At 58.0% G+C, this 21,194-nt stretch carries 13 protein-coding genes; 4 read left to right on the plus strand and 9 right to left on the minus strand.

Annotated elements, in window-relative coordinates:
* Positions 1-13: 13 nt before the first annotated feature.
* Positions 14-1,924 (plus strand): BglG family transcription antiterminator, encoded by a 1,911-nt coding sequence (locus DBR02_RS13005; protein ID WP_107534536.1) that lies wholly within the window; start codon positions 14-16, stop codon positions 1,922-1,924.
* 31 nt (positions 1,925-1,955) lie between these two features.
* Here the strand turns inward: DBR02_RS13005 and nrdG are convergent, their stop codons facing one another.
* From nrdG to DBR02_RS13030, 5 genes are all read right to left on the minus strand, one after another.
* Positions 1,956-2,420, minus strand: coding sequence for an anaerobic ribonucleoside-triphosphate reductase-activating protein (nrdG, locus tag DBR02_RS13010; protein ID WP_107534537.1), 465 nt, complete (start codon positions 2,418-2,420; stop codon positions 1,956-1,958).
* An 85-nt stretch (positions 2,421-2,505) separates the two neighbouring features.
* A complete protein-coding gene (nrdD, locus tag DBR02_RS13015; protein ID WP_107534538.1) occupies positions 2,506-4,644 on the minus strand; it encodes an anaerobic ribonucleoside-triphosphate reductase in 2,139 nt (712 codons plus the stop codon).
* Between the two features lie 368 nt (positions 4,645-5,012).
* Positions 5,013-5,585, minus strand: a complete 573-nt coding sequence (locus DBR02_RS13020; protein ID WP_107534539.1) for a fructose PTS transporter subunit IIA — start codon at positions 5,583-5,585, stop codon at positions 5,013-5,015.
* Between the two features lies 1 nt (position 5,586).
* The gene (locus tag DBR02_RS13025) at positions 5,587-8,184 is read right to left on the minus strand and encodes a glycoside hydrolase family 38 C-terminal domain-containing protein (RefSeq protein ID WP_107534540.1); all 2,598 of its coding nucleotides are present in this window, start codon (positions 8,182-8,184) and stop codon (positions 5,587-5,589) included.
* A 10-nt stretch (positions 8,185-8,194) separates the two neighbouring features.
* Positions 8,195-9,598: a PTS fructose transporter subunit IIC gene (locus DBR02_RS13030; protein ID WP_107534541.1), complete on the minus strand. Its 1,404-nt coding sequence runs from the start codon at positions 9,596-9,598 to the stop codon at positions 8,195-8,197.
* 179 nt (positions 9,599-9,777) lie between these two features.
* Here DBR02_RS13030 and DBR02_RS13035 point away from each other — a divergent pair, with 179 nt between their 5' ends.
* Positions 9,778-10,437, plus strand: coding sequence for a MurR/RpiR family transcriptional regulator (locus DBR02_RS13035; RefSeq protein ID WP_063867218.1), 660 nt, complete (start codon positions 9,778-9,780; stop codon positions 10,435-10,437).
* A gap of 8 nt (positions 10,438-10,445) precedes the next feature.
* On the opposite strand, the gene DBR02_RS13040 is transcribed toward DBR02_RS13035, so the two are convergent.
* The 4 genes from DBR02_RS13040 to treR form a co-directional block, all read right to left on the minus strand.
* A complete protein-coding gene (locus DBR02_RS13040) occupies positions 10,446-11,192 on the minus strand; it encodes an oligogalacturonate-specific porin KdgM family protein (RefSeq protein WP_063450980.1) in 747 nt (248 codons plus the stop codon).
* A 134-nt stretch (positions 11,193-11,326) separates the two neighbouring features.
* Positions 11,327-12,982, minus strand: a complete 1,656-nt coding sequence (gene treC / locus DBR02_RS13045) for an alpha,alpha-phosphotrehalase (RefSeq protein WP_107534542.1) — start codon at positions 12,980-12,982, stop codon at positions 11,327-11,329.
* A gap of 51 nt (positions 12,983-13,033) precedes the next feature.
* A complete protein-coding gene (gene treB, locus DBR02_RS13050; RefSeq protein ID WP_173937207.1) occupies positions 13,034-14,452 on the minus strand; it encodes a PTS trehalose transporter subunit IIBC in 1,419 nt (472 codons plus the stop codon).
* Between the two features lie 125 nt (positions 14,453-14,577).
* On the minus strand, positions 14,578-15,525 hold the full coding sequence (treR, locus tag DBR02_RS13055) for a trehalose operon repressor TreR (protein WP_063867230.1): 948 nt from the start codon (positions 15,523-15,525) through the stop codon (positions 14,578-14,580).
* Between the two features lie 387 nt (positions 15,526-15,912).
* Here treR and mgtA point away from each other — a divergent pair, with 387 nt between their 5' ends.
* Both mgtA and DBR02_RS13065 read left to right on the plus strand, forming a co-directional pair.
* The gene (mgtA, locus tag DBR02_RS13060; RefSeq protein ID WP_107534544.1) at positions 15,913-18,621 is read left to right on the plus strand and encodes a magnesium-translocating P-type ATPase; all 2,709 of its coding nucleotides are present in this window, start codon (positions 15,913-15,915) and stop codon (positions 18,619-18,621) included.
* Between the two features lie 178 nt (positions 18,622-18,799).
* On the plus strand, positions 18,800-21,184 hold the full coding sequence (locus DBR02_RS13065; protein WP_107534545.1) for a beta-N-acetylhexosaminidase: 2,385 nt from the start codon (positions 18,800-18,802) through the stop codon (positions 21,182-21,184).
* Positions 21,185-21,194 lie beyond the last annotated feature (10 nt).

Consider the following 21,194-nt stretch of genomic DNA (forward strand, 5'->3'; position numbering starts at 1 on the left):
AGAGGACAACGACGTGCGATTTCCGAACCAACGTTTAGCGCAACTTTTCGATCTGTTGCAAAACGAGACGCTGCCGCAGGACGAGCTGGCGCAGCGGCTGTCGGTCTCCACGCGAACCGTCCGGGCGGACATCACCGCCCTCAACGCGCTGCTGTCAGGCCACGGGGCGCAGTTTATCCTGAGCCGCGGCAGCGGCTATCAGCTTAAAATTGATGACGCCCAGCGCTACCAACAATTGCAGGCCTCCCACCCGCGCGCGCTGCGCATTCCGCGAACCGGGCCGGAGCGCGTGCACTATCTGGTGGTGCGTTTTCTCACCTCGGCATTTTCCCTTAAGCTGGAGGATCTGGCCGACGAGTGGTTCGTCAGCCGCGCCACCTTGCAGAGCGACATGGTGGAAGTGCGCGAGTGGTTCCATCGCTACAACCTGACGCTGGAAACCCGCCCGCGCCACGGCATGAAGCTGTTTGGCAGCGAGATGGCGATCCGCGCCTGCCTGACCGACCTCCTGTGGGAGCTGGCGCAGCAGGACAGCCTGAACCCGCTGGTGACCGACGTGGCGCTGAATGCGGGCGTGGCGGAAAAGATGGTGCCGGTGCTGCATGATGCGCTGACGCGCCATCACATTCGTTTGACCGACGAAGGCGAGCTGTTCCTGCGCCTGTACTGCGCGGTGTCGGTGCGGCGCATCAGCGAGGGGTATCCGCTGCCGGAATTCCACGCGGAAGACGTGGAAGAGAACGTGCGCGAGGCGGCGAAGGATATCGCGGTAGCCATCCAGGAGCTGGCGGGCAAGGCGCTTGCGCCATCGGAAGAGAGCTGGCTGTGCGTGCACATCGCGGCGCGGCAGATCCAGGAGATTGCCCCGAGCGCGATTAACGCCGACGACGACGAAGCGCTGGTCAACTATATCCTGCGCTACATCAACACCCACTATAACTACAACCTGCTCAGCGATGCGCAGTTGCACGCCGATCTGCTCACGCACATCAAAACCATGATCACCCGCGTGCGCTATCAAATCATGATCCCCAATCCGCTGCTGGACAACATCAAGCAGCACTACCCGATGGCGTGGGATATGACCCTCGCGGCGGTGTCGAGCTGGGGGAAATACACGCCGTATGCGATCAGCGAGAACGAGATTGGTTTTCTGGTGCTGCACATCGGCGTGGGGCTGGAGCGCCACTACAACATTGGCTACCAGCGCCAGCCGCGCGTGCTGCTGGTGTGCGACGCCGGTAACGCGATGGTGCGCATGATCGAGGCGGTACTTCAGCGTAAATACCCGCAGATTGAGGTGACGCGCACGCTCACTCTGCGCGAGTACGAGCTTGCGGATGCCATCGGTGAAGACTTTGTGATCTCCACCGCTCGCGTGAGCGAAAAGTCCAAGCCGGTGGTGATAATCGCCCCGTTCCCGACCGATTATCAGCTGGAGCAGATCGGCAAGCTGGTGCTGGTGGACCGCACCCGCCCGTGGATGCTGGAGAAATACTTCGACGCGACCCATTTCCGCATTCTCGACAAGCCCGTTGATCGGCAAACGCTGTTCCGCGAACTGTGCGGGCAGCTTGAAAGCGAAGGCTTTGTCGGCGCGGAGTTTCTGGATTCGGTCATCGAGCGTGAAGCGATTGTCAGCACCATGCTCGGGGACGGCATCGCGCTGCCGCACTCCCTCGGCCTGCTGGCGCAAAAAACGGTGGTCTACACCGTGCTCGCCCCGCAGGGCATTCAGTGGGGAGATGAAACGGCGCACGTTATTTTCCTGCTCGCCATCAGCAAAAGCGAATACGAAGAGGCAATGGCGATTTACGACATCTTCGTCACCTTCCTGCGCGAGCGCGCGATGGCGCGCCTGTGCCAGTGCGAGGATTTTGCGGCGTTTAAGGCTGAGGCGATGGAGAGTTTGAGCCGGTTTTGAAGCCAGGCGGATAGAGGATATCCGCCTTCATTTACCGCAAATGATGCACAACCTGGTTGCTGCTGCCGCGCCAGATCAGCATAGGGTCTTTTAAATCCTGCACGAACTTGCCGTCCACCAGCACGTTAATCAGATCCACCACTTCCTTCTGCTGCGCATTGAGCTGATCCAGCTTATAGCCCGTCCAGACCCAGATATCTTTTCCCGCGCACTCGCGGCGGATGCGCTTCACCAGCTTCAGTATATCCGGCACGTTTTGCGGATGGAGCGGATCGCCGCCGGAGAGCGAGATCCCCTGACGTTTAATGCGCGTGTCGTTCAGGTCGTCGATGATGCGGTCTTCCATTTCAGCGGTAAACGGCCTACCCGAGTTCAGGCGCCAGGTGCTTTTGTTGTAGCAGCCGGGGCACTCGTGAACGCAGCCTGAAACGAACAGGGTGCAGCGGGTGCCGGGGCCGTTGACGATATCGACGGGGTAGTACTGATGGTAGTTCATAGCGGTTAACCAAGCCGGGTACAGTGTGAGTGCGGATTGTAGGCCCGGTAAGCGTAGCGCCACCGGGCATAAATGCGGCAGTGGCTCAACCGATCTGCCCATTCCCCAGATGTTTCACCCGGCGCTTCACCTCTTCCTGCTTGCCGGCGTTAAACGGACGGGCATCCGGGCTGCCGAGATAGCCGCACACGCGGCGGGTCACGGAGACGCGGGCCGCATCGTGGTTACCGCATTTCGGGCAGGTGAAGCCCTTACTGGTGCACTCAAACTCACCGGTAAAGCCGCACTCGTAGCACTCGTCGATTGGGGTGTTAGTCCCGTAGTACGGTACGTGCTGGTAGCTATAGTCCCACACGTCTTCCAGCGCCTTCAGGTTGTGCTGGATGTTTGGGTACTCGCCGTAGCAGATAAAACCGCCGTTCGCGATGGGCGGATAGGCCGCCTCGAAGTCGATCTTGTCGTACGGGTTCACCTTCTTCTCCACGTCGAGGTGGAAGCTGTTGGTGTAGTAACCTTTATCTGTCACCCCTTCAACAATGCCAAATTCGGCGGTATCCAGGCGGCAGAAGCGGTCGCAGAGGTTTTCGCTTGGCGTGCTGTACAGGCTGAAACCGTAGCCGGTTTCATCTTTCCACTGGTCTACCGCATCGCGCAGGCGCTGCACAATCGCGATGCCTTTCTCGCGCAGGGCCTCGCTGTCATAGATGTGCTTGTCGCCGAACAGCGCGTTGATGGTTTCGTGAATGCCAATATAGCCGAGAGAGATCGACGCGCGTCCGTTTTTGAAGATCTCAGACACGTCATCGTCCGCTTTCAGGCGCACGCCGCAGGCACCTTCCATATAGAGGATGGGCGCAACGCGGGCTTTGACCCCTTCAAGGCGGGCGATGCGCGTCATCAGCGCCTTACGTGCCAGCTGCAAGCGCTCGTCCAGCAGCGTCCAGAAGGCCTCTTCATTACCTTTGGCTTCCAGGGCGATGCGCGGCAGGTTAAGGCTGATCACGCCCAGGTTGTTGCGCCCGTCGTGGATCTGCTCGCCGTTTTCATCCTCGTACACGCCGAGGAAGCTGCGGCAGCCCATTGGCGTTTTAAACGAACCGGTGACTTTTACCACCTGGTCGTAGTTCAGGATGTCCGGGTACATGCGCTTGCTTGCGCACTCCAGTGCCAGCTGTTTGATGTCGTAATTCGGATCGCCAAACTTGTGGTTCAGGCCGTCGCGGATGGCGAACACCAGCTTCGGGAACACCGCAGTTTTACGGTTTTTGCCGAGGCCAGAGATGCGGTTGCGCAGGATAGACTGCTGAATCAGGCGCGATTCCCAGCTGGTACCCAGGCCAAACCCGAAGGTGACAAACGGCGTCTGCCCGTTGGCGGTGTGCAGCGTATTCACTTCATATTCCAGCGACTGGAACGCGTCGTAGCACTCTTTCTCGGTGCGGGAACGCGCATAGCCGTCCGCGTCCGGGATCTGCCACTCTTCTGCCGTCTTACGGTGCTTGTTGAAGCTCTCGGTCACGAACGGGGCCAGCACTTCATCGATGCGGTTGATGGTGGTCCCACCATAAATATGGCTGGCTACCTGGGCGATGATCTGCGCCGTAACCGCCGTCGCGGTAGAGATGGACTTCGGCGGTTCAATCTCGGCGTTACCCATCTTAAAGCCGTGGGTCAGCATGCCTTTCAGGTCAATCAGCATGCAGTTGAACATCGGGAAGAACGGCGAATAGTCGAGATCGTGGTAGTGGATCTCACCGCGCTCGTGCGCCGAGACCACGTCGCGCGGCAGCAGATGCTGACGGGCATAGTGCTTGGCGACGATACCGGCCAGCAGGTCGCGCTGGGTCGGGATCACTTTACTGTCTTTATTGGCATTTTCATTGAGCAGCGAAGAGTTGGTCTGCTCCACCAGGCCGCGGATCTCCTGGTTCAGGCGACCGCGTTTCTCACGCTGGACGTCACGATCGTGGCGGTACTCAATGTAGGCGCGCGCCAGCTGCTTGTATGGCCCCGCCATCAGCTGGTTCTCAACCGCGGTCTGGATCTCGTTGATATCGACCTGGCTGCGTTCATGCATCTGGCTGCTAACGACTTCTGCGACGGTGGCGCAGTAATCTGCGTCATCGACTCCCGCTGCTTTAGCTGCACGCAGGATGGCTTCCTGAATGCGCTCTGATTTAAACGGCACTTTACAGCCATCACGTTTCATCACATGCGGTGTCATGATCACTCCATTTTAAAAACAGGTTATCCACAAAGGTGGGGAAGTATTCACCGGGCGTATTTCCCGCCGCGCCAAAGGCTTCCCGCGTTCCCAGCGTGTGTTATCCACAATTCCGGCCAGCGTAAGCGCCGTCTTGTTGTTGGAATTGTAGACGATAGATACAATATGTTGGGTTGGGACGCATTTTAAGTGCTACATATAGTGATTTGCATCAAACATGTTTGCGATTTTTTTGATTCAGAACAAAGTAAAAAGACGAGAGTACAAACGGCGGGCGCTGGAGCAATTGTAAATACGTGCAGGAAAAATCTGATTAATTATTCAACAAAAACAAGCGCTCAGCACGGCGTGTGCTGAGCGCTTCACGTTTAACTCGCCCCGCAGATCCAGCTCAACCCTGCCTGTAAAAAGGCTGCGGTAGCGATACTGCCCAGCACCACGGGGATGAGAAAGGAGCGATCGGGGCCATCGTCCTGTTCTGGCGGTGCTTCAGCATTCAGGACGGACAATGCCTCTTCCCGGGTGCGCGCCGCCAGAAGCTGCTCCCGCACCCTGTCTTCCGCCAGCAGGCTGGTGAGCGACGTCAGCAGCTGCATATGGGTACTGCCTGCTTCCGCTGGCGGAATGGCGAGCAGAAAGACCATTCTCACCGCTTCATCACCGTCCAGGCCCGGCCAGCTTATCGGGTCGTCAAAGAGCGCCAGACAAAATGCCGCCTGCTGCACCGTCTCGGCTTTTCCGTGAGGGACCGCGAGCGCCTCGCCCAGCGCGGTAGGGCCTTCACTTTCGCGTTGTAAAACGCTCTGGATAAATGCCGCTTCATCGTTAATGATTTTTCGCCTGGCGAGCGGCTCGGCCAGCCAGCGGATCAGCGCTTCAGGCGTACGGTGCGGCGGATTGATAAAAACCAGATCGGGGTGCGTCAATGCAAGCAAGTTCATATTAAGCCTCAATCAAAAAATCGCATGTCGCGGAAGGAGAGATCGCCGTTACCGGTTGCACGGGCTCTTCCAGATAGTTGATCTGACGAAGCCCCGCCAGACTTGTCGGGACGGGAACCGGCTGCGTGCCGGCGTTAAACACCCGGACGACCGTGCCAGAGGCCTGCTGCGCATGGGGCAGGGCAGAGAGAATGAGCGGCTCCGGCAGGCTCAATAATGAGAATTCTGCCGGAAGCCTGCGGTCGGGCAGACGCAACGAAAAGCGCTCAAGGCGGTGATCGAGCGTATGCAGCGTTTGCCGCTGATAGGTGAAAGGCTGTCCCGCTGCCTGGTTTTCCAGCTGACGAAGCGTGAGATGATCGGCGCTGTCGGCCAGCGCGACGGTGAACGAGAAGCACAACGGTTTCAGCAACTGCGCATCGGGGGTCTCGACCACCGTATTATTGATGCCGGACGCCCGGCCCGGCCGCCATTCGAGATCGTTGCGCCCGAGCACGCCCGTGGATTTAAACAACGTCAGGGCAATGGCAGCCGGCGCGCTGCCGATTATCTGAAATTCCTTCATGCCGCGGCTATTCACCACCAGCGCTTTGCCCGCTTCCGCGACTGCAATGATTCCCTCGCTGGTTTCGATATCCACGGGCATTTCGCGATAGTGTTCTCGCCAGTTTTCTTCGTCATACCCCGTTTCGCGCTGGATTATCGCGAAGGGCTGCGAGGCGATAGCGTGCCGGGTGTGAATATCGCTGCCGATCAGTAAACGTAGCCGGTGATCGCAGTGGCTGTTTTCCAGCGAAGCTTCGACGTACAGGTTCGGATCGTCTTCGCGTAATGTGCACTCCAGACGAAGGGATAGCGGCGTTCGGGCAGTACCCTGGCGTCCGGCGAGATCCAGCGGAAGAAACAGGGTGGCTTCAACGATCAGCTTTTCGATAAGCGGCGTTTTCAGACAGTCGACAAGCGTGAAATGGTCGCATCGCGTCGGCGTATCGCCTGCGAGCGGTGAGAAATCGTAGCTGTCGCCCGCATCCGCACAGTCTTCAAGGGTAAAGAACGAGGGGATGCATCTGCCGCTGCGTTTGTCGTGCAGGGTGAGCGTTCCGTCGGCCAGCGTTAATCGATAATGCGCATTCTCTATCTCGCTGCCGGTTGTCTGTTCAGGCTGCCGGAAAGGCGCCGGGTCATCTTCAACGTTAATGCTGAGATAGCCGACCGGCGGCAGAACCGGTGTTTTCACAGCAACGTGCCAGCGATAATAAGGGGGAAGGGGCGTTTCACATTCGCCTTCGGCGTTAAGGGAGACTGCCGTTCCGCCTGGCAGAACGTCTCTTTTCAGGACGTCGAAGGGGATAGACTGCCCCTGATATTTCAGGGCGATATTTTCAGCCTGGCTATAGAGTGTGGATATCACCACGCGTCGCGTTGGGGTGCCCAGCGGGTTGAAAATCAGCAGGTCGCCTTCCCGAGCGCAGGTGACGCTCAGGGTTTTTACCACCAGGTTCCACAGGCTGTGGCACAGCTGTTCGGTTTGCTCCAGCCGATGCAGAATATCGCGGTTGGTGGTATCGCTATTACAGCCACCGATAGAGTCGTGGGCATGGCTTCGCAACAGCTTCTTCCAGAGCGTATCGACCACCGAGAGGTTCACCGGGAGCCCCTGATGACGCGCCATGGCGATTGTCGGCTCCAGCTGTCGCAGGATGAACTGCTCAACATCATCATTTTTCTTTTTGATGTCGTAGCGTACGGATCCGATCGTTTTATGGATGCGGGTATAGCGCGGCGATTTCAGCTCTCCTTCCCAGCGTTCAAACTGTTCACGCTGCGCGCGCAGAATGTCGACGTAGCGCTCCAGCGAACTGATAACGTACCGGTCTTCATTGGGGGAGTGTGCGCTGGCGATCTGTAAAATTTTCGGCAGCCCCGGGTCGATACTGACCTGATCGCCGCCGCAGGGCAGCAGCAGGTCATTTATTCCGGCCCGCGAGCGCAGGAGATTGACCATCGGGAAGATTTTTCCCTGCAAATGGCCCGCGTCTGAAGAGATGTTTTTAGCCGCGCCGTAACCGAATGCCATCGCGCAGGCGATAACGGTCGCACCTGACGGCGCCCGCCACAGGAACTGGCTGCTTTTCGCCTGTCTGTCGTGATCGATGCCGCGCCAGAAGACGATGTTGTCGATATTGCAGCCCTGCAAAATCGTGGGCATTTGCGCATTGTGGCCGAAGGTGTCCGGAAGATACCCAACCTGCATGGCGTGCCCCAGCTTACGGGCGGCGAAGATGCCGTACTTAAGATTGCGAATAATGGATTCGCCATGCACGTTGTAGGTGTCCGTCTGGGTATACCACGGTCCTACAAAGATCCTTTTTTCTTTGACCAGTTTTTCCAGCCTGGCGCGATAATCGGGATTGATGGCGAGAAAATCCTCCACTACCGCCATCTGCCCATCAAGGTGGTAGCAGCTGTAAGCGGGGTCCTGCTCCAACGTGTCGATGACGTCCGCAAAGTTATATGACGCCAGCACCATGCTGTCCTGACGGGTGAAATACCACTCCTGATCCCAGTGCGTATGGGCAATGACGTGGATCTGATTCATGACCTTCCCCTTAGCTGGCGTTCTTTGGGCTGACATAGAGCACACCCAGGGCGCAAATCAGTGCGCCAGTAAAGACGCTCGCCAGGTAGCCCGCCACATTAGTCGCCAGCGGCCAGCCCCAGATGGCCGGCAGCGGCAGCGTCTGCTTCACGCCAAGGGTGATGGCGACCAGCGCGCCGGCGACGGCACCGGTCATGAACACCGGGATCAGGCGTGGGTTTTTCAGGATGAACGGGATAGCGCCTTCCGAGATCCCAATCACGCCCAGCAATAACGAGGTGCTGCCAACGGTTTTCTCTTCCTGGCTAAAGACATCCGGTAGCCCAAAGCGGCCGTTAAGAAAAGCGGCAAAGCCGACGCCAATGGAGGGGATCACGATGGAGAGTTCGCGGGCGGTTAAATCAAACGTCTCGCTCATGCCATTCAGGCCGAGCGCGACTGAACCCGCCGCCTTATTGACCGGGCCGCCCAGGTCGAACGCGGTGCCTGCGGCGATCATCGCGGAATAGAATCCGCGCCCGGTGTCACCTGCCGAGGTAAAAAAGACCACCATCAGCTGGTTAAGCGAGCCAAAAATCGGGTTAATCAAATATTCCATGACCATCACCAGCGTAATGCCGGTGATCAGCGGGACGACCAGCATAGTCTTGATGGTGGTGAGCTGCTGGCGGACGTGAATGGAATCATTCAGCCAGCGCACCAGATAGCCGACGAAAAAGCCGATGCCAATCGCGCCGAAAAAGCCGGACGGCATAAAGCCTTCAATATCAAAGAAGCGTTTGTAGACCTCGTCTGACATGATGCCGCCGATAAGTCCGGGGATCAGCGCCGGTTTTCCGGCAATGGAAAATGCCAGGTACATGGCGAAAACCGGATACATGAACTTAATGGTCATAAAGCCCACTTTATCCAGCACGCTGAACGGCGAATGGTCGATGTTGATAAACTGGCCGGTGATTTTGGCCGTCGCCATCATCAGCCCGCCCATGACCACAACCGGCAGCATATAGCTGATGGCCGCCATAATATGGCCGATAAAAATCTGGTAAGCCGAATGCTGGCGCTCGTCGTCGTCTGCTACGGAGGAGGCGGTGACGTTTTTTTCCATGGCCAGCGCCTGACGCAGATAGCGATCGGTATGCTTGATCAGCGCTTGCGTGCGGGTCTGAAGATGGGGAATGTTTTCAAAACGCTCGGCATCCTGAATGGGAACGTCGGTGGCCAGAATAATGGCCGTGGCGGAGGCGATATCCTGTTTTGTTAAGCGATTTTTTACGCCGTCGCTGCCCTGCGTTTCGACCTTAACCTCAATATTGTGCTCTTTAGCCCATGCAATAATTTTATTCGCCGCCATGAAGGTGTGTGCGATACCTGTCGGGCAGGCCGTCACCGCGACAACTTTTTGTTTCGTCATTGTCATGATTCCCTGGATGTGAAAACCGGGAAAGTATAAAGAGAACCTAAAACAGTTTTTAATGTTTGCTAATACTAATTACGTATCGTGATACGCGGCGCTGCATTATGTGAAGCGTCTTCCAGAGGCTATTTTTCTGTTATGTTAATATCATGCCGGGATTAAACAGGGTGTAATATATGAATTCATTTCAGGGAAGTGAACGTTTGATATTTGAATACATTCAGTATCATGCGTCTAATATTTCTAATATATCGGCAAAAGAGATTGCCCGGGATACCTTTACAACGACAACATCCGTTAATCGAGTGTGTAAAAAAATGGGCTATAAAAGCTATACCGAGCTTCGGTATCGTTTTTTACGCGATCATTTTACCGCAGCGCCTGCCGCCCCCGACGCTGGGCCGCAGGCGGACGATATTGTGGCGGAGGTGTCCAGGCTGCTTACCCATTCCAGCCATATTTATCTGTACGCGCGCGGTGCTTCACTCACCAGCCTCAACTATCTGTCGCGTTTTTTATCCCTGGCGAGTCTGCCGCACCTCATTTTGAATGATATGCACCAGCTGACACGGGTATCGAAGGGGACGCTGGTACTGATCAGTAAATCCGGGGAGACGCAGTCGCTGATTGAAATGGCGCGTAACGCGCTACGAAAAGGGTTAAAGATTATTGCGATTACCCGTGAGGGGTCGACGCTGGCGGCGATCTCATCGCTATGCTGGCCGCTAGTGATCGACATTAACGCGGTATCGCTGTATCAGCGGGAAGGACAGCTTGAACTGTTAAGCGCCGTGGACCGTATCGGCTGTAGGTTGCTACAGCACGATACGGTGTAGCCAGGCCGTCAGAGTTGCTTCACTATCCCCAGACGTACGGCATAATCATTTTCATGGTTGCCGTCATTGTTGATATAGGTTTTATCCAGTGACACCAGCTCAACGTAAGGCGTCCAGCCGTCGTCAAGGCTGTAGTTGAACGCGACGGTATGCTCCCAGTAGGTGTCATCCCCGGTTCCCTGATCGACGTTATCCTGCCAGCGGAAGCGTGGGTTATAGGACATACCGAATTTGCCAATGTTATAGGCGAACCAAATGTCGAACTGGTGTGACTGACGGCGGGTATAGCCGCTGCCGTCGAGTTCTTTGTCGCTGTGCGCGTCATTGATGGTGTTATAACGATAGCGGGCAGAGAGGTTCAGACCGTTATCGAACGCTTTCCAGCCCTGAATGAAGGGACGATAGTGGGTATTACTGGGGGTGAAAACCGTCACCATGCCAGGCGCAACGGCAAAGCCATTGCCCAGATTGAAGCGCCAGCGCGTTTCAATCTCCTGTGCCGCCTCCGTTAATCCTTTGTCATCAGGGTTATTTCGGTCGGTATCACCAAAAAAGGTATCGTTGTGGTTTTGTGCAGCTTCAACGGAAAAGTAAAAACCGTTATCCGCCTGATGCATAACCTTAATACGTGAATCATTTACGTCAGAGCGCGTATTATGGCCAAAGCGAAGGTCGACGGACGTATTTCCGCACCATCCCTGTGTGCTCAATAATAATGCGCTAATACACGTTACTTTAATAATTGTCTTTTTCATCATGTCCTGCCGAGGTTATTAATTAGCAGGGCTATTTTTATTTTTGGCACGCCATGATGTAAAAGCTATCGTCGTACATTTAGCGTATCGCTAAACATAAAAAAAGAGAGACAGCATGCTGTCCCTCCTGATATTTATTCCTGCACCCACCAGATGGCTTCAAACGGGCGCAGTTGCAGCGTATCGGGTCGGGAGGGAACCTCTTCATAGTTACTGAGCGCCACCCGCCATGCTCCCTCTACCGGGGCCGGCTGCCACTGCTGGCGCTCGCGGCTCAGGTTCGCTACCACCATCAGCGTTTGCCCCTGCCACTGGCGGCGATAGTACCACAGGGAAGGGTGCTCAGGCAGGAGATCCTCATAATCCCCCCACGTCAGCACCGACAGAGATTTGCGCAGGCGAATCAGCGACTGATAGGTGTAGAACACCGAACCGGGGTCGTCCAGCGCCGCGCGGGCGTTCACCGTTTCGTAATTATCACAGACGCCAATCCACGGTTCGCCCGCGGTAAAGCCCGCGCTGTGCGAGGCATCCCACTGCATCGGCGTACGGCCATTATCCCGGGATTTACTCGCCAGAATCGCCAGGAGTTCATCGGTATCGCGGCCGTTAGCCCGCTGTTCGGCGAACATGTTCAGGCTCTCCACGTCGCGGTAGTCGGTGATGCGGCTGAAGTGCGGGTTGGTCATACCCAGCTCTTCACCCTGATAGATGTACGGCGTGCCCTGCATGCCGTGCAGCACCATGCCGAGCATTTTCGCCGCCGCCACGCGGTGTTCACCTTCGTCGCCAAAACGCGACACGATGCGCGGCTGATCGTGGTTACACCAGAACAGCGCGTTCCACGCTTTGTTGTGCATTCCCTGCTGCCAGTGGTGGAAGAGGGTTTTCAGCGCCACGAAGTCCGGCTTCGCCAGCGTCCACTTTTCGCCGCCGGGATAGTCCACCTTCAGGTGGTGGAAGTTAAAGGTCATCGACAGCTCGCGCCCGTCGAGCGCCGCGTACTGCTGGCAGTTCTCCAGCGAGGTGGAAGACATCTCGCCTACCGTCATCAGGTTGCGCGGGGTAAAGACGTCGCGGCTCATCTCCTGAAGATATTCGTGAATGCGCGGCCCGTCGGTGTAGAAGCGACGACCATCGCCGAAGGGATCGTCCGGGAAGGTTTGATCTTTCGAAATCAGGTTGATGACGTCGAGACGCAAACCGTCCACGCCGCGATCGGCCCAGAACTCGCACACTTTTTTCAGCTCGGCACGCACCGCCGGGTTTTCCCAGTTGAGATCCGCCTGCTCCGGCGCGAAGAGATGCAGATAATACTGCTCGCTTTCGGCGTGCCAGCGCCAGGCGTTGCCGCCAAATTTCGAGCGCCAGTTGTTGGGAAGCACGTCCGGCGTACCGTCGCGCCAGATGTAAAACTGGCGGTACGGACTCTCTTTGTTCAGCGATTCGCGGAACCAGGCGTGCTGCGTGGAGGTATGGTTAAAGACCATATCCAGTACGATGCGGATGCCGCGACCGTGCGCCTCGGCAACCAGCTCGTCAAAGTCGTCCAGCGTGCCGTAGGTCGGGTCGATGGCGGTGTAGTTCGCCACGTCGTAACCGTTATCCACCTGCGGGGAGATGTAGAACGGCGTCAGCCAGATGGCGTCAATGCCGAGGGTTTTCAGGTAGTCCAGGCGCTGCGTCACGCCGCGCAGATCGCCCGTGCCGCTGCCGGTCGTGTCCTGGAAACTCTTTGGGTAAATCTGATAGATAACGCCGTTCTGCCACCAGTGAGGAAGGGTATTCATAGTGCTTTCCTGCAAATGCGAAGGGGCGCAACTGCGCCCCGAAAGAGGGAATTAAACAATCTGCAACGTGCCCTGACGGAACTTACGCTGGTAAACCACGGTGGTCAGCACCATTGGGATGATAATCGCCACCGCCATGGCCAGCGCAAATACCTGCCAGAAAGCGGGCTGAATGGAGAGGATACCCGGCAGGCCGCCGACGCCAATTCCGTTCGCCATCACGCTATTCAGGCCGCACAGCAGGCCCGCCAGACCAGAGCCGATCATCGCGCAGAGCATCGGGAAGCGGTACTTCAGGTTGATGCCGTACATCGCCGGTTCAGTGACGCCGAGGTAGGCGGAAATAGCCGCCGGAACGGAGATCTCACGCTCGTTGTGCTTACGGCTGACGATGATGATGCCGGTGACCGCAGACGCCTGCGCGATATTAGACAGGGCGATAATCGGCCAGACCGGCGTACCGCCGAGGCTTTGAATCATCTGCATATCGATGGCCAGCGTGGTCTGGTGTACACCGGTGATCACCAGCGGAGCGTACAGGAAGCCGAACAGCGCGGCACCGATTGGCGCGAAGCTGCCGGTCATCAGGTGACGGACCGCGAAGGCCACGCCGTCGCCAATCATGCGGCCAAACGGACCGATAAAGGCATGCGCCAGGAACACCGCCAGGATCAGCGAGCAGACCGGGACCACCACCAGATAGAGGTAATCCGGCACGATGCGCTTCAGGCGCGTTTCAATAAAGCCCAGCGCCAGACCCGCCAGCAGGGCCGGGATCACCTGCGCCTGATAGCCCACCTTGGCGATGGTAAACAGGCCAAAGTTCCACACCTCCGGCACCTGCTGACCAAGTAAGTAAGCGTTCATTAACTGTGGAGAGACCAGCGTAACGCCCAGCACGATGCCCAGAATCGGCGTGCCGCCCATCTTGCGCACCGCCGACCAGCAAATCCCGACCGGCAGATAGAAGAAGATCGCCTCGCCAATCAGCCACAGGAAGTCATAGATGCTTTGCAGCGCCGGGTACATCTGCGCCAGGGTTTTGCCGTCGCTCATCGGCACGTCGCCGATAACGTTACGGAAGCCCAGAATTAAGCCCCCGCTGATCAGCGCCGGCAGCAGTGGGAAAAAGATCTCCGCGAAGTGGGAAATCAACTGCTCGTGCCATTTCATATTCTGGCGCGCCGCCTTCTTCGCCTGCTCTTTATCGGCGGAAGAGTGCCCGGTAGTCGCCAGCAGAGCCTGATAGTAATCGCCCACTTCGGTACCAATCACCACCTGGAATTGTCCGGCGTTGGTGAAGCAGCCTTTAACCATCTTGAGCTCTTCAATGGCCTTCGGATCGGCCTTGGCCGGATCGTTCAGCACGAAGCGCAGGCGGGTAATGCAGTGGCTGACGGTGGCGATGTTTTCGCGTCCGCCGACCAGGACGATAAGCCGATCGATATCTGCTTGTTTGACTTTACTCATCATGAAACCTCATGACCGGTTGATAGGGGTAATGACCTGAGCGCAAGCCTACTCTTTCAGCGTGACGGCGAAAATGGGAACGTTCCCGAAATCGGGCGGAGATCACAATAATCCATTCAAGAAGGTTATGAGAGGTGGGCAGGAATAACGATCTGACGCGGCTCTGCACGACCGTTGATCTGCTCGATCAGCTGCGCGGCAGCCTGACGGCCAGACTCGCCGTAGCCGGGGTCAACGCTGATAATCTCCGGGTGTAAGAACTTCATCAGCGGCGTGTTTCCCACGCTCGCTAATTGCAGCTCCCCGATGCGCTGCTCCTGCAAATATTTGCTCGCGCCTAATGCAAGGGTATCCGTGGCGCACACCAGGGCGGTGGTGTGTGGGGTTAGCACGCTGGCGACCTGCTCATATCCCTGCTTCATGCCCAGCCCCGGCAGCGCGGCCACGGCAGGGAGGTTGTTTTTTTTACAAAACGCCAGATACGCTTCATGGCGACGCTTGCCGGTGGTGACGTCGGCATGCGGCACGCCGAGATAGCTGATATGCCGATGGCCCTGTTCATACAGGCGCTGCATCAGGATCACTATCGCCCCTTCGTCATCATAACAAACGGAGGCAAACCCGCTGGCGTCGCGCGCCAGCAGCACCAGCGACGGCTGCCAGGGCTTCAGCACGTCCTCTTTCAGGCCGGTAAACCCGAACAGCACCACGCCGTCAATGTTGCGGCGCTGAAGCATACCCAGATGCTCCTCCACCATTTGCGCGGAGAACTGGCTTTCCATCATGATTGGATCGTAGCCCTGCTCGTAAAAGGCGGGAAGCATGGTCTGCACGGCGAGGTTTTCGGAGAGGGAATCCAGACGCGAGACAATAATGGCGACCACTTTATCGCTCTGCCCGCGCATGGCGCGCGCGGAGCGGGAAGGGGAAAAACCGTGCTGATTCATCACCGCCTCGACGCGCTCGCGGGTGCGCTCGCTGACACCGCTTTCGTTGTTCAGCACGCGTGAGACGGTCGATTTCCCCACGCCGCTTAAACGCGCGATATCTTTAATCGTAAGGCGGTTCTGCATGCTGTATTCCCTGTAACAACGATAAAATAGTCAATTGAGCCTAATGCTATCCTGCGAATTCGCTATGGGCAAAGTCTGGTTTACGTTTGGTTTATTTGCAGGGCGTTATAATACCGCCCGATTAGCCACAAACGGTATGGATAAATCTCTATACTGCGTGCCGACACTCTTCTTTTTACTTACCGGAGGCCACATGGATCCCGATCCCGTACCTCTCCTGACCAGGAGAAAACCTTCTTTCCGGTAAGCCAGCCTTTTGCTGTCTCACCGGCGTGAGGCAGCAACGTTCATACGTTCCTGCTTGTTAAATTAAGTGCCTGACAGGTAAGGCTTTGCCACGCCTGCGGGAAAGACTGCGTCCGCCTTTGCGGATGCGGGGGAATGACTATGCTGAAAAATATCACCCGGCAGCTGTTTACGCAGCTGAGCCGCCATCTGCCACGCCGCCTGATTGCGCGCGATCCGCTGCCAAATGCCAACACCATGGCGGGAGCGGCGATTCCCGCTTCCCTGACCGAGCGCTGCCTGAACGTGGCGGCGATGGATGAAAACGAAGTCTGGCGCGCCTTTGGCGGCCACCCGGAAGGGCTGAACGCGCAAGAAGTGTTAAAAAGCCGCGCGGAACATGGCGACAACCAAATCCCGGCGCAGAAACCCTCTCCCTGGTGGGTCCACCTGTGGCTCTGCTATCGCAACCCGTTCAACCTGCTGCTGACGGTGCTCGGGATTATCTCTTACGCCACTGAAGATCTGTTTGCCGCAGGCGTGATCGCCCTGATGGTGGGCATCTCCACGCTGCTTAACTTTATTCAGGAAGCGCGCTCCACCAAAGCGGCAGACGCCCTGAAGGCGATGGTCAGCAACACCGCGACCGTCTCGCGCGTGATTAACGATCTCGGCGAAAACGCCTGGGTTGAGCTGCCCATTGACCAGCTGGTGCCGGGCGATCTGGTGAAGCTGGCGGCGGGAGACATGATCCCGGCGGATTTGCGCATCATCCAGGCGCGGGATCTGTTCGTCGCTCAGGCCTCACTGACCGGTGAATCCCTGCCCGTGGAGAAGGTCGCGCGGACCCGCGACCCGCAGCAGATGAACCCGCTCGAGTGCGACACCCTGTGCTTTATGGGCACCACGGTGGTCAGCGGCACGGCGCAGGCAATTGTCACCGCCACCGGCGGTAACACCTGGTTTGGGCAGCTGGCCGGGCGCGTCAGCGAGCAGGAGAGCGAGCCGAATGCGTTCCAGAAAGGCATTGGCCGCGTCAGCATGCTGCTTATCCGCTTTATGATGGTCATGACGCCGATTGTCCTGCTGATCAACGGCTACACCAAAGGCGACTGGTGGGAAGCGGCGCTGTTCGCGCTCTCCGTGGCCGTCGGCCTGACGCCGGAAATGCTGCCGATGATCGTTACCTCCACGCTGGCGCGCGGGGCGGTCAAACTCTCTAAACAAAAGGTGATCGTCAAACACCTCGACGCCATCCAGAACTTTGGCGCGATGGACATTCTCTGCACCGATAAAACCGGCACCCTGACCCAGGACAAAATTGTGCTGGAGAATCATACCGATATTGCCGGGAAGACCAGCGAGCGCGTGCTGTACAGCGCGTGGCTGAACAGCCATTACCAGACCGGGCTGAAAAACCTGCTCGACGTGGCGGTGCTGGAAGGCGTGGATGAAGAATCTGCCCGCATGCTCTCTGGGCGCTGGCAGAAGGTGGACGAAATCCCGTTCGACTTTGAGCGCCGCCGCATGTCGGTGGTGGTGAGCGAGCAGCCGGACGTGCATCAGCTGATCTGCAAGGGGGCGTTGCAGGAGATCCTGAACGTTTCAACGCAGGTGCGCCATAACGGAGAGATCGTGCCGCTGGACGACACCATGCTGCGCCGCATCAAGCGCGTCACCGATAGCCTGAACCGTCAGGGGCTGCGCGTGGTGGCGGTGGCGAGCAAATTCCTGCCCGCGCGCGAGGGTGACTATCAGCGTATCGACGAATCCGACCTGATCCTCGAAGGTTACATCGCCTTCCTCGATCCGCCGAAAGAGACCACCGCCCCCGCGCTGAAGGCGCTGAAGGCGAGCGGTATTACCGTCAAAATCCTGACCGGCGACAGCGAGCTGGTGGCGGCCAAAGTGTGCTCCGAGGTGGGGCTGGACGCGGGCGACGTGGTGGTGGGGAGCGACATTGAGCACCTCTCCGACGACGAACTGGCGCAGCTTGCCCAGCGCACCACGCTGTTTGCCCGCCTGACGCCGATGCACAAAGAGCGCATTGTGACGCTGCTGCGTCGTGAAGGGCACGTGGTGGGCTTTATGGGCGACGGCATCAACGATGCGCCAGCCCTGCGTGCGGCGGATATCGGCATCTCCGTGGACGGCGCGGTGGATATTGCCCGCGAGGCGGCGGATATCATCCTGCTGGAAAAGAGCCTGATGGTGCTTGAGGAGGGCGTCATCGAAGGGCGTCGCACCTTCGCCAACATGCTGAAGTACATCAAAATGACCGCCAGCTCCAACTTCGGTAACGTCTTCAGCGTGCTGGTGGCGAGCGCGTTTCTGCCGTTCCTGCCGATGCTGCCGCTGCACCTGCTGATCCAGAACCTGATGTACGATGTCTCTCAGGTAGCGATCCCGTTTGATAACGTGGACGACGAGCAGATCCAGAAGCCGCAGCGCTGGAACCCCGCCGATCTGGGGCGCTTTATGCTGTTCTTTGGGCCGATCAGCTCCATCTTCGACATTCTGACCTTCTGCCTGATGTGGTTTGTGTTCCACGCCAACACGCCGGAACACCAGACGCTGTTCCAGTCCGGCTGGTTCGTGGTAGGGCTGCTGTCCCAGACGCTGATTGTGCACATGATCCGCACCCGCCGCATTCCGTTTATCCAGAGCCGTGCCGCGTGGCCGCTGATTGTAATGACGGGCATTGTGATGGCGCTCGGGATCGCGCTGCCGTTCTCGCCTCTTGCAGGTTACCTGCAACTTCAGGCGCTGCCGCTGAGCTACTTCCCGTGGCTGGTGGCGATCCTCGCGGGCTATATGGTGCTGACGCAGATGGTGAAAGGATTCTATGCGCGTCGATATGGGTGGCAGTAAGCTCATTTTGCCACAATCCAGACGTAGGCCGGGTAAGGCGAAGCCGCCACCCGGCATCTGGCTTTCCTCCCAAATTCAACAACCTGTGATCTCCGTCGGCGCATTCGCTTGACGACAATTTGTACGCATGTTAACAGAATGTTTTGCCTGTATTTGGCCCGTCAGATAAGGAACATTCATGTTACGGTACAGTCTCTTAACCGCCGGGCTTATGCTCGGCGCCTCCGCTTTTGCCGCGCCGGCAGGCGACCTTCCCCTGATGCCCTGGCCTGCGAAGGTGGAACGCCCGACGACGCAGGGCGCGCTGGTGCTTAACAATCAACTCTCCGTGAGCGTCAGCGGCGACGATCTGGGGAATGCGGTCAACCGCCTGCGCCAGCGCATTGCCCTGCAAACCGGCTGGACGCTACAGCCGCAGGCCGAAAAACCTGACAAGCCGACCATCCGCATCGCCATCGCTAAAAAGGTGAAGCCGCAGCCGCTGCCGGACAGCGATGAAAGCTATACCCTGAAGGTCGATGCCAACGGCGTGAACATCTCCGCCAACACCCGCTTTGGCGCATTGCGCGCAATGGAAACTTTGCTCCAGCTGATGCAGAACGGTGCCGAAAACACCTCGATTCCGTGGGTTACCATCGAAGATTCGCCGCGCTTCCCGTGGCGCGGGCTGCTGCTCGATTCGGCGCGCCATTTCATCCCCTTACCCGATATCAAGCGCCAGATCGACGGTATGGCCGCGGCTAAGCTCAACGTTCTGCACTGGCATCTGACTGACGATCAGGGCTGGCGCTTTACCTCGAAGCGTTATCCAAAATTAACCCAGCTTGCCAGCGACGGGCTGTTCTACACCCCTGAGCAGATGCGCGAGATTGTGCGTTACGCTGCCGAACGCGGCATACGCGTGGTGCCGGAGATCGATATGCCGGGCCACGCCTCAGCGATTGCCGTCGCCTATCCGGAACTGATGAGCGCGCCGGGGCCGTACGCCATGGAGCGCCACTGGGGCGTGCTGAAGCCGGTGCTGGACCCCACCAAAGAGGCGACTTACACCTTTGCCGACGCGATGGTCAGCGAACTGGCGGCGATCTTCCCCGATCCGTATCTGCATATCGGCGGCGATGAAGTGGACGACAGCCAGTGGAAGGCGAACGCGGCGATCCAGCGATTTATGCGCGACAACAAACTGGCGGACAGCCACGCGTTGCAGGCGTATTTCAACCGCAAGCTGGAGACGATCCTCGAGAAGCACCACCGGCAGATGGTCGGCTGGGATGAGATCTACCATCCCGATCTGCCGAAAAGCATTCTGATCCAGTCCTGGCAGGGGCAGGACGCGCTGGGGCAGGTAGCGCAGAACGGCTATAAGGGCATTCTCTCAACCGGCTTCTACCTCGACCAGCCCCAGTCCACCGCCTATCACTACCGCAACGAAATCGTGCCGCAGGGGCTCAATGGCGTGGATGTGATAGCGGACACTGACAGCGCTCAGAGCTGGGCTTTCTCCATGCCGCGCCTGAAGGGCAAGCCGGTGGAAGGCAGCTTTACGCTGGTGAAAGGCGACGCCGGATGGCGCGGATTTATTGATTTTGCCGGGAAATCGCGTCGGGCGGTGAATAACATTCAGTGGCGAGGCGACAACCAGGTGACGTTTACCGTTGACACCTGGATGGGTGAAACGCGCCCGGTCGTTTCAGTTGCGAACGATAAGCTCAGCGGTTATTTCCTGGTGGGCAACGCCCGCTACCCGATTGACGGAACGCGTCTGGACGAGGTGCCAAAAGGCATACCGCCCGTGGTGCCGGACCCGGCGAACGAGGCCAATCTGCTCGGCGGTGAAGCCGCGCTGTGGGCGGAAAACGTGGTCGCGCCGGTGCTGGACATCCGCCTGTGGCCGCGCGCCTTTGCGGTGGCGGAGCGGCTGTGGTCGGCGAAGGACGTGAACGACGTCGACAACATGTATACCCGGCTACAGGCGATGGACAGCTGGTCCACGGTGTCGGTTGGGCTACAGCAGCATACCCAGCAGCAGGTACAGTTCACGCGGCTGGCAAATAATGCGGATACCTTGCCGTTGCAAATCCTCGCCCAAGCGCTCGAGCCGGCGCAGTATTACACCCGCCAGCATCTCAAGTTCCAGGCCGGAAACTATCATCAGTTCGAGCCGCTCAACCGGCTCGCGGACGCGCTAAACGCTGAAAGTGCTACCGTGCGTCAGATGAATAAATGGGCCGACCGTCTGGTCAGCGACGCGGAAGACACGGAAAGCGCCGAGGCGCTGCGCCACGTCTTTAACCGCTGGCAGAACAACACCAGCGACGTGCTGGCCTTGAGCGAAAACAGCTATCAGCTGAAGGCCATCAAACCGGTGATTCAGGAGGTGGATAAGCTGGCCTCGATTGGCCTGAGGCTGACGGATCTGGTGGCGCGTCAGGGGACGCTGGACGACAAAGAGATCGCCTCGATCCAGAGCGAGCTGGACAGCGCGGCGAAGATTCAGGACGAAGTGGTGATTGCAGCGGTCTATCCGCTGGAGACGCTGCTACGCGCCACGCGGAATCAGTAACACACATGCC

The sequence above is a fragment of the Enterobacter cloacae complex sp. genome (assembly GCF_900322725.1).
GTDB lineage: Bacteria > Pseudomonadota > Gammaproteobacteria > Enterobacterales > Enterobacteriaceae > Enterobacter > Enterobacter quasihormaechei.

Bases quoted from the DNA above. Each gene is read 5' to 3' on its own strand.
- nrdG (WP_107534537.1), bottom strand. From the start codon at position 2,420: ATGAACTACCATCAGTACTACCCCGTCGATATCGTCAACGGCCCCGGC.
- nrdD (WP_107534538.1), bottom strand. From the start codon at position 4,644: ATGACACCGCATGTGATGAAACGTGATGGCTGTAAAGTGCCGTTTAAA.
- DBR02_RS13020 (WP_107534539.1), bottom strand. From the start codon at position 5,585: ATGAACTTGCTTGCATTGACGCACCCCGATCTGGTTTTTATCAATCCG.
- DBR02_RS13025 (WP_107534540.1), bottom strand. From the start codon at position 8,184: ATGAATCAGATCCACGTCATTGCCCATACGCACTGGGATCAGGAGTGG.
- DBR02_RS13030 (WP_107534541.1), bottom strand. From the start codon at position 9,598: ATGACGAAACAAAAAGTTGTCGCGGTGACGGCCTGCCCGACAGGTATC.
- DBR02_RS13035 (WP_063867218.1), top strand. From the start codon at position 9,778: ATGAATTCATTTCAGGGAAGTGAACGTTTGATATTTGAATACATTCAG.
- DBR02_RS13040 (WP_063450980.1), bottom strand. From the start codon at position 11,192: ATGAAAAAGACAATTATTAAAGTAACGTGTATTAGCGCATTATTATTG.
- treC (WP_107534542.1), bottom strand. From the start codon at position 12,982: ATGAATACCCTTCCTCACTGGTGGCAGAACGGCGTTATCTATCAGATT.
- treB (WP_173937207.1), bottom strand. From the start codon at position 14,452: ATGAGTAAAGTCAAACAAGCAGATATCGATCGGCTTATCGTCCTGGTC.
- treR (WP_063867230.1), bottom strand. From the start codon at position 15,525: ATGCAGAACCGCCTTACGATTAAAGATATCGCGCGTTTAAGCGGCGTG.
- mgtA (WP_107534544.1), top strand. From the start codon at position 15,913: ATGCTGAAAAATATCACCCGGCAGCTGTTTACGCAGCTGAGCCGCCAT.
- DBR02_RS13065 (WP_107534545.1), top strand. From the start codon at position 18,800: ATGTTACGGTACAGTCTCTTAACCGCCGGGCTTATGCTCGGCGCCTCC.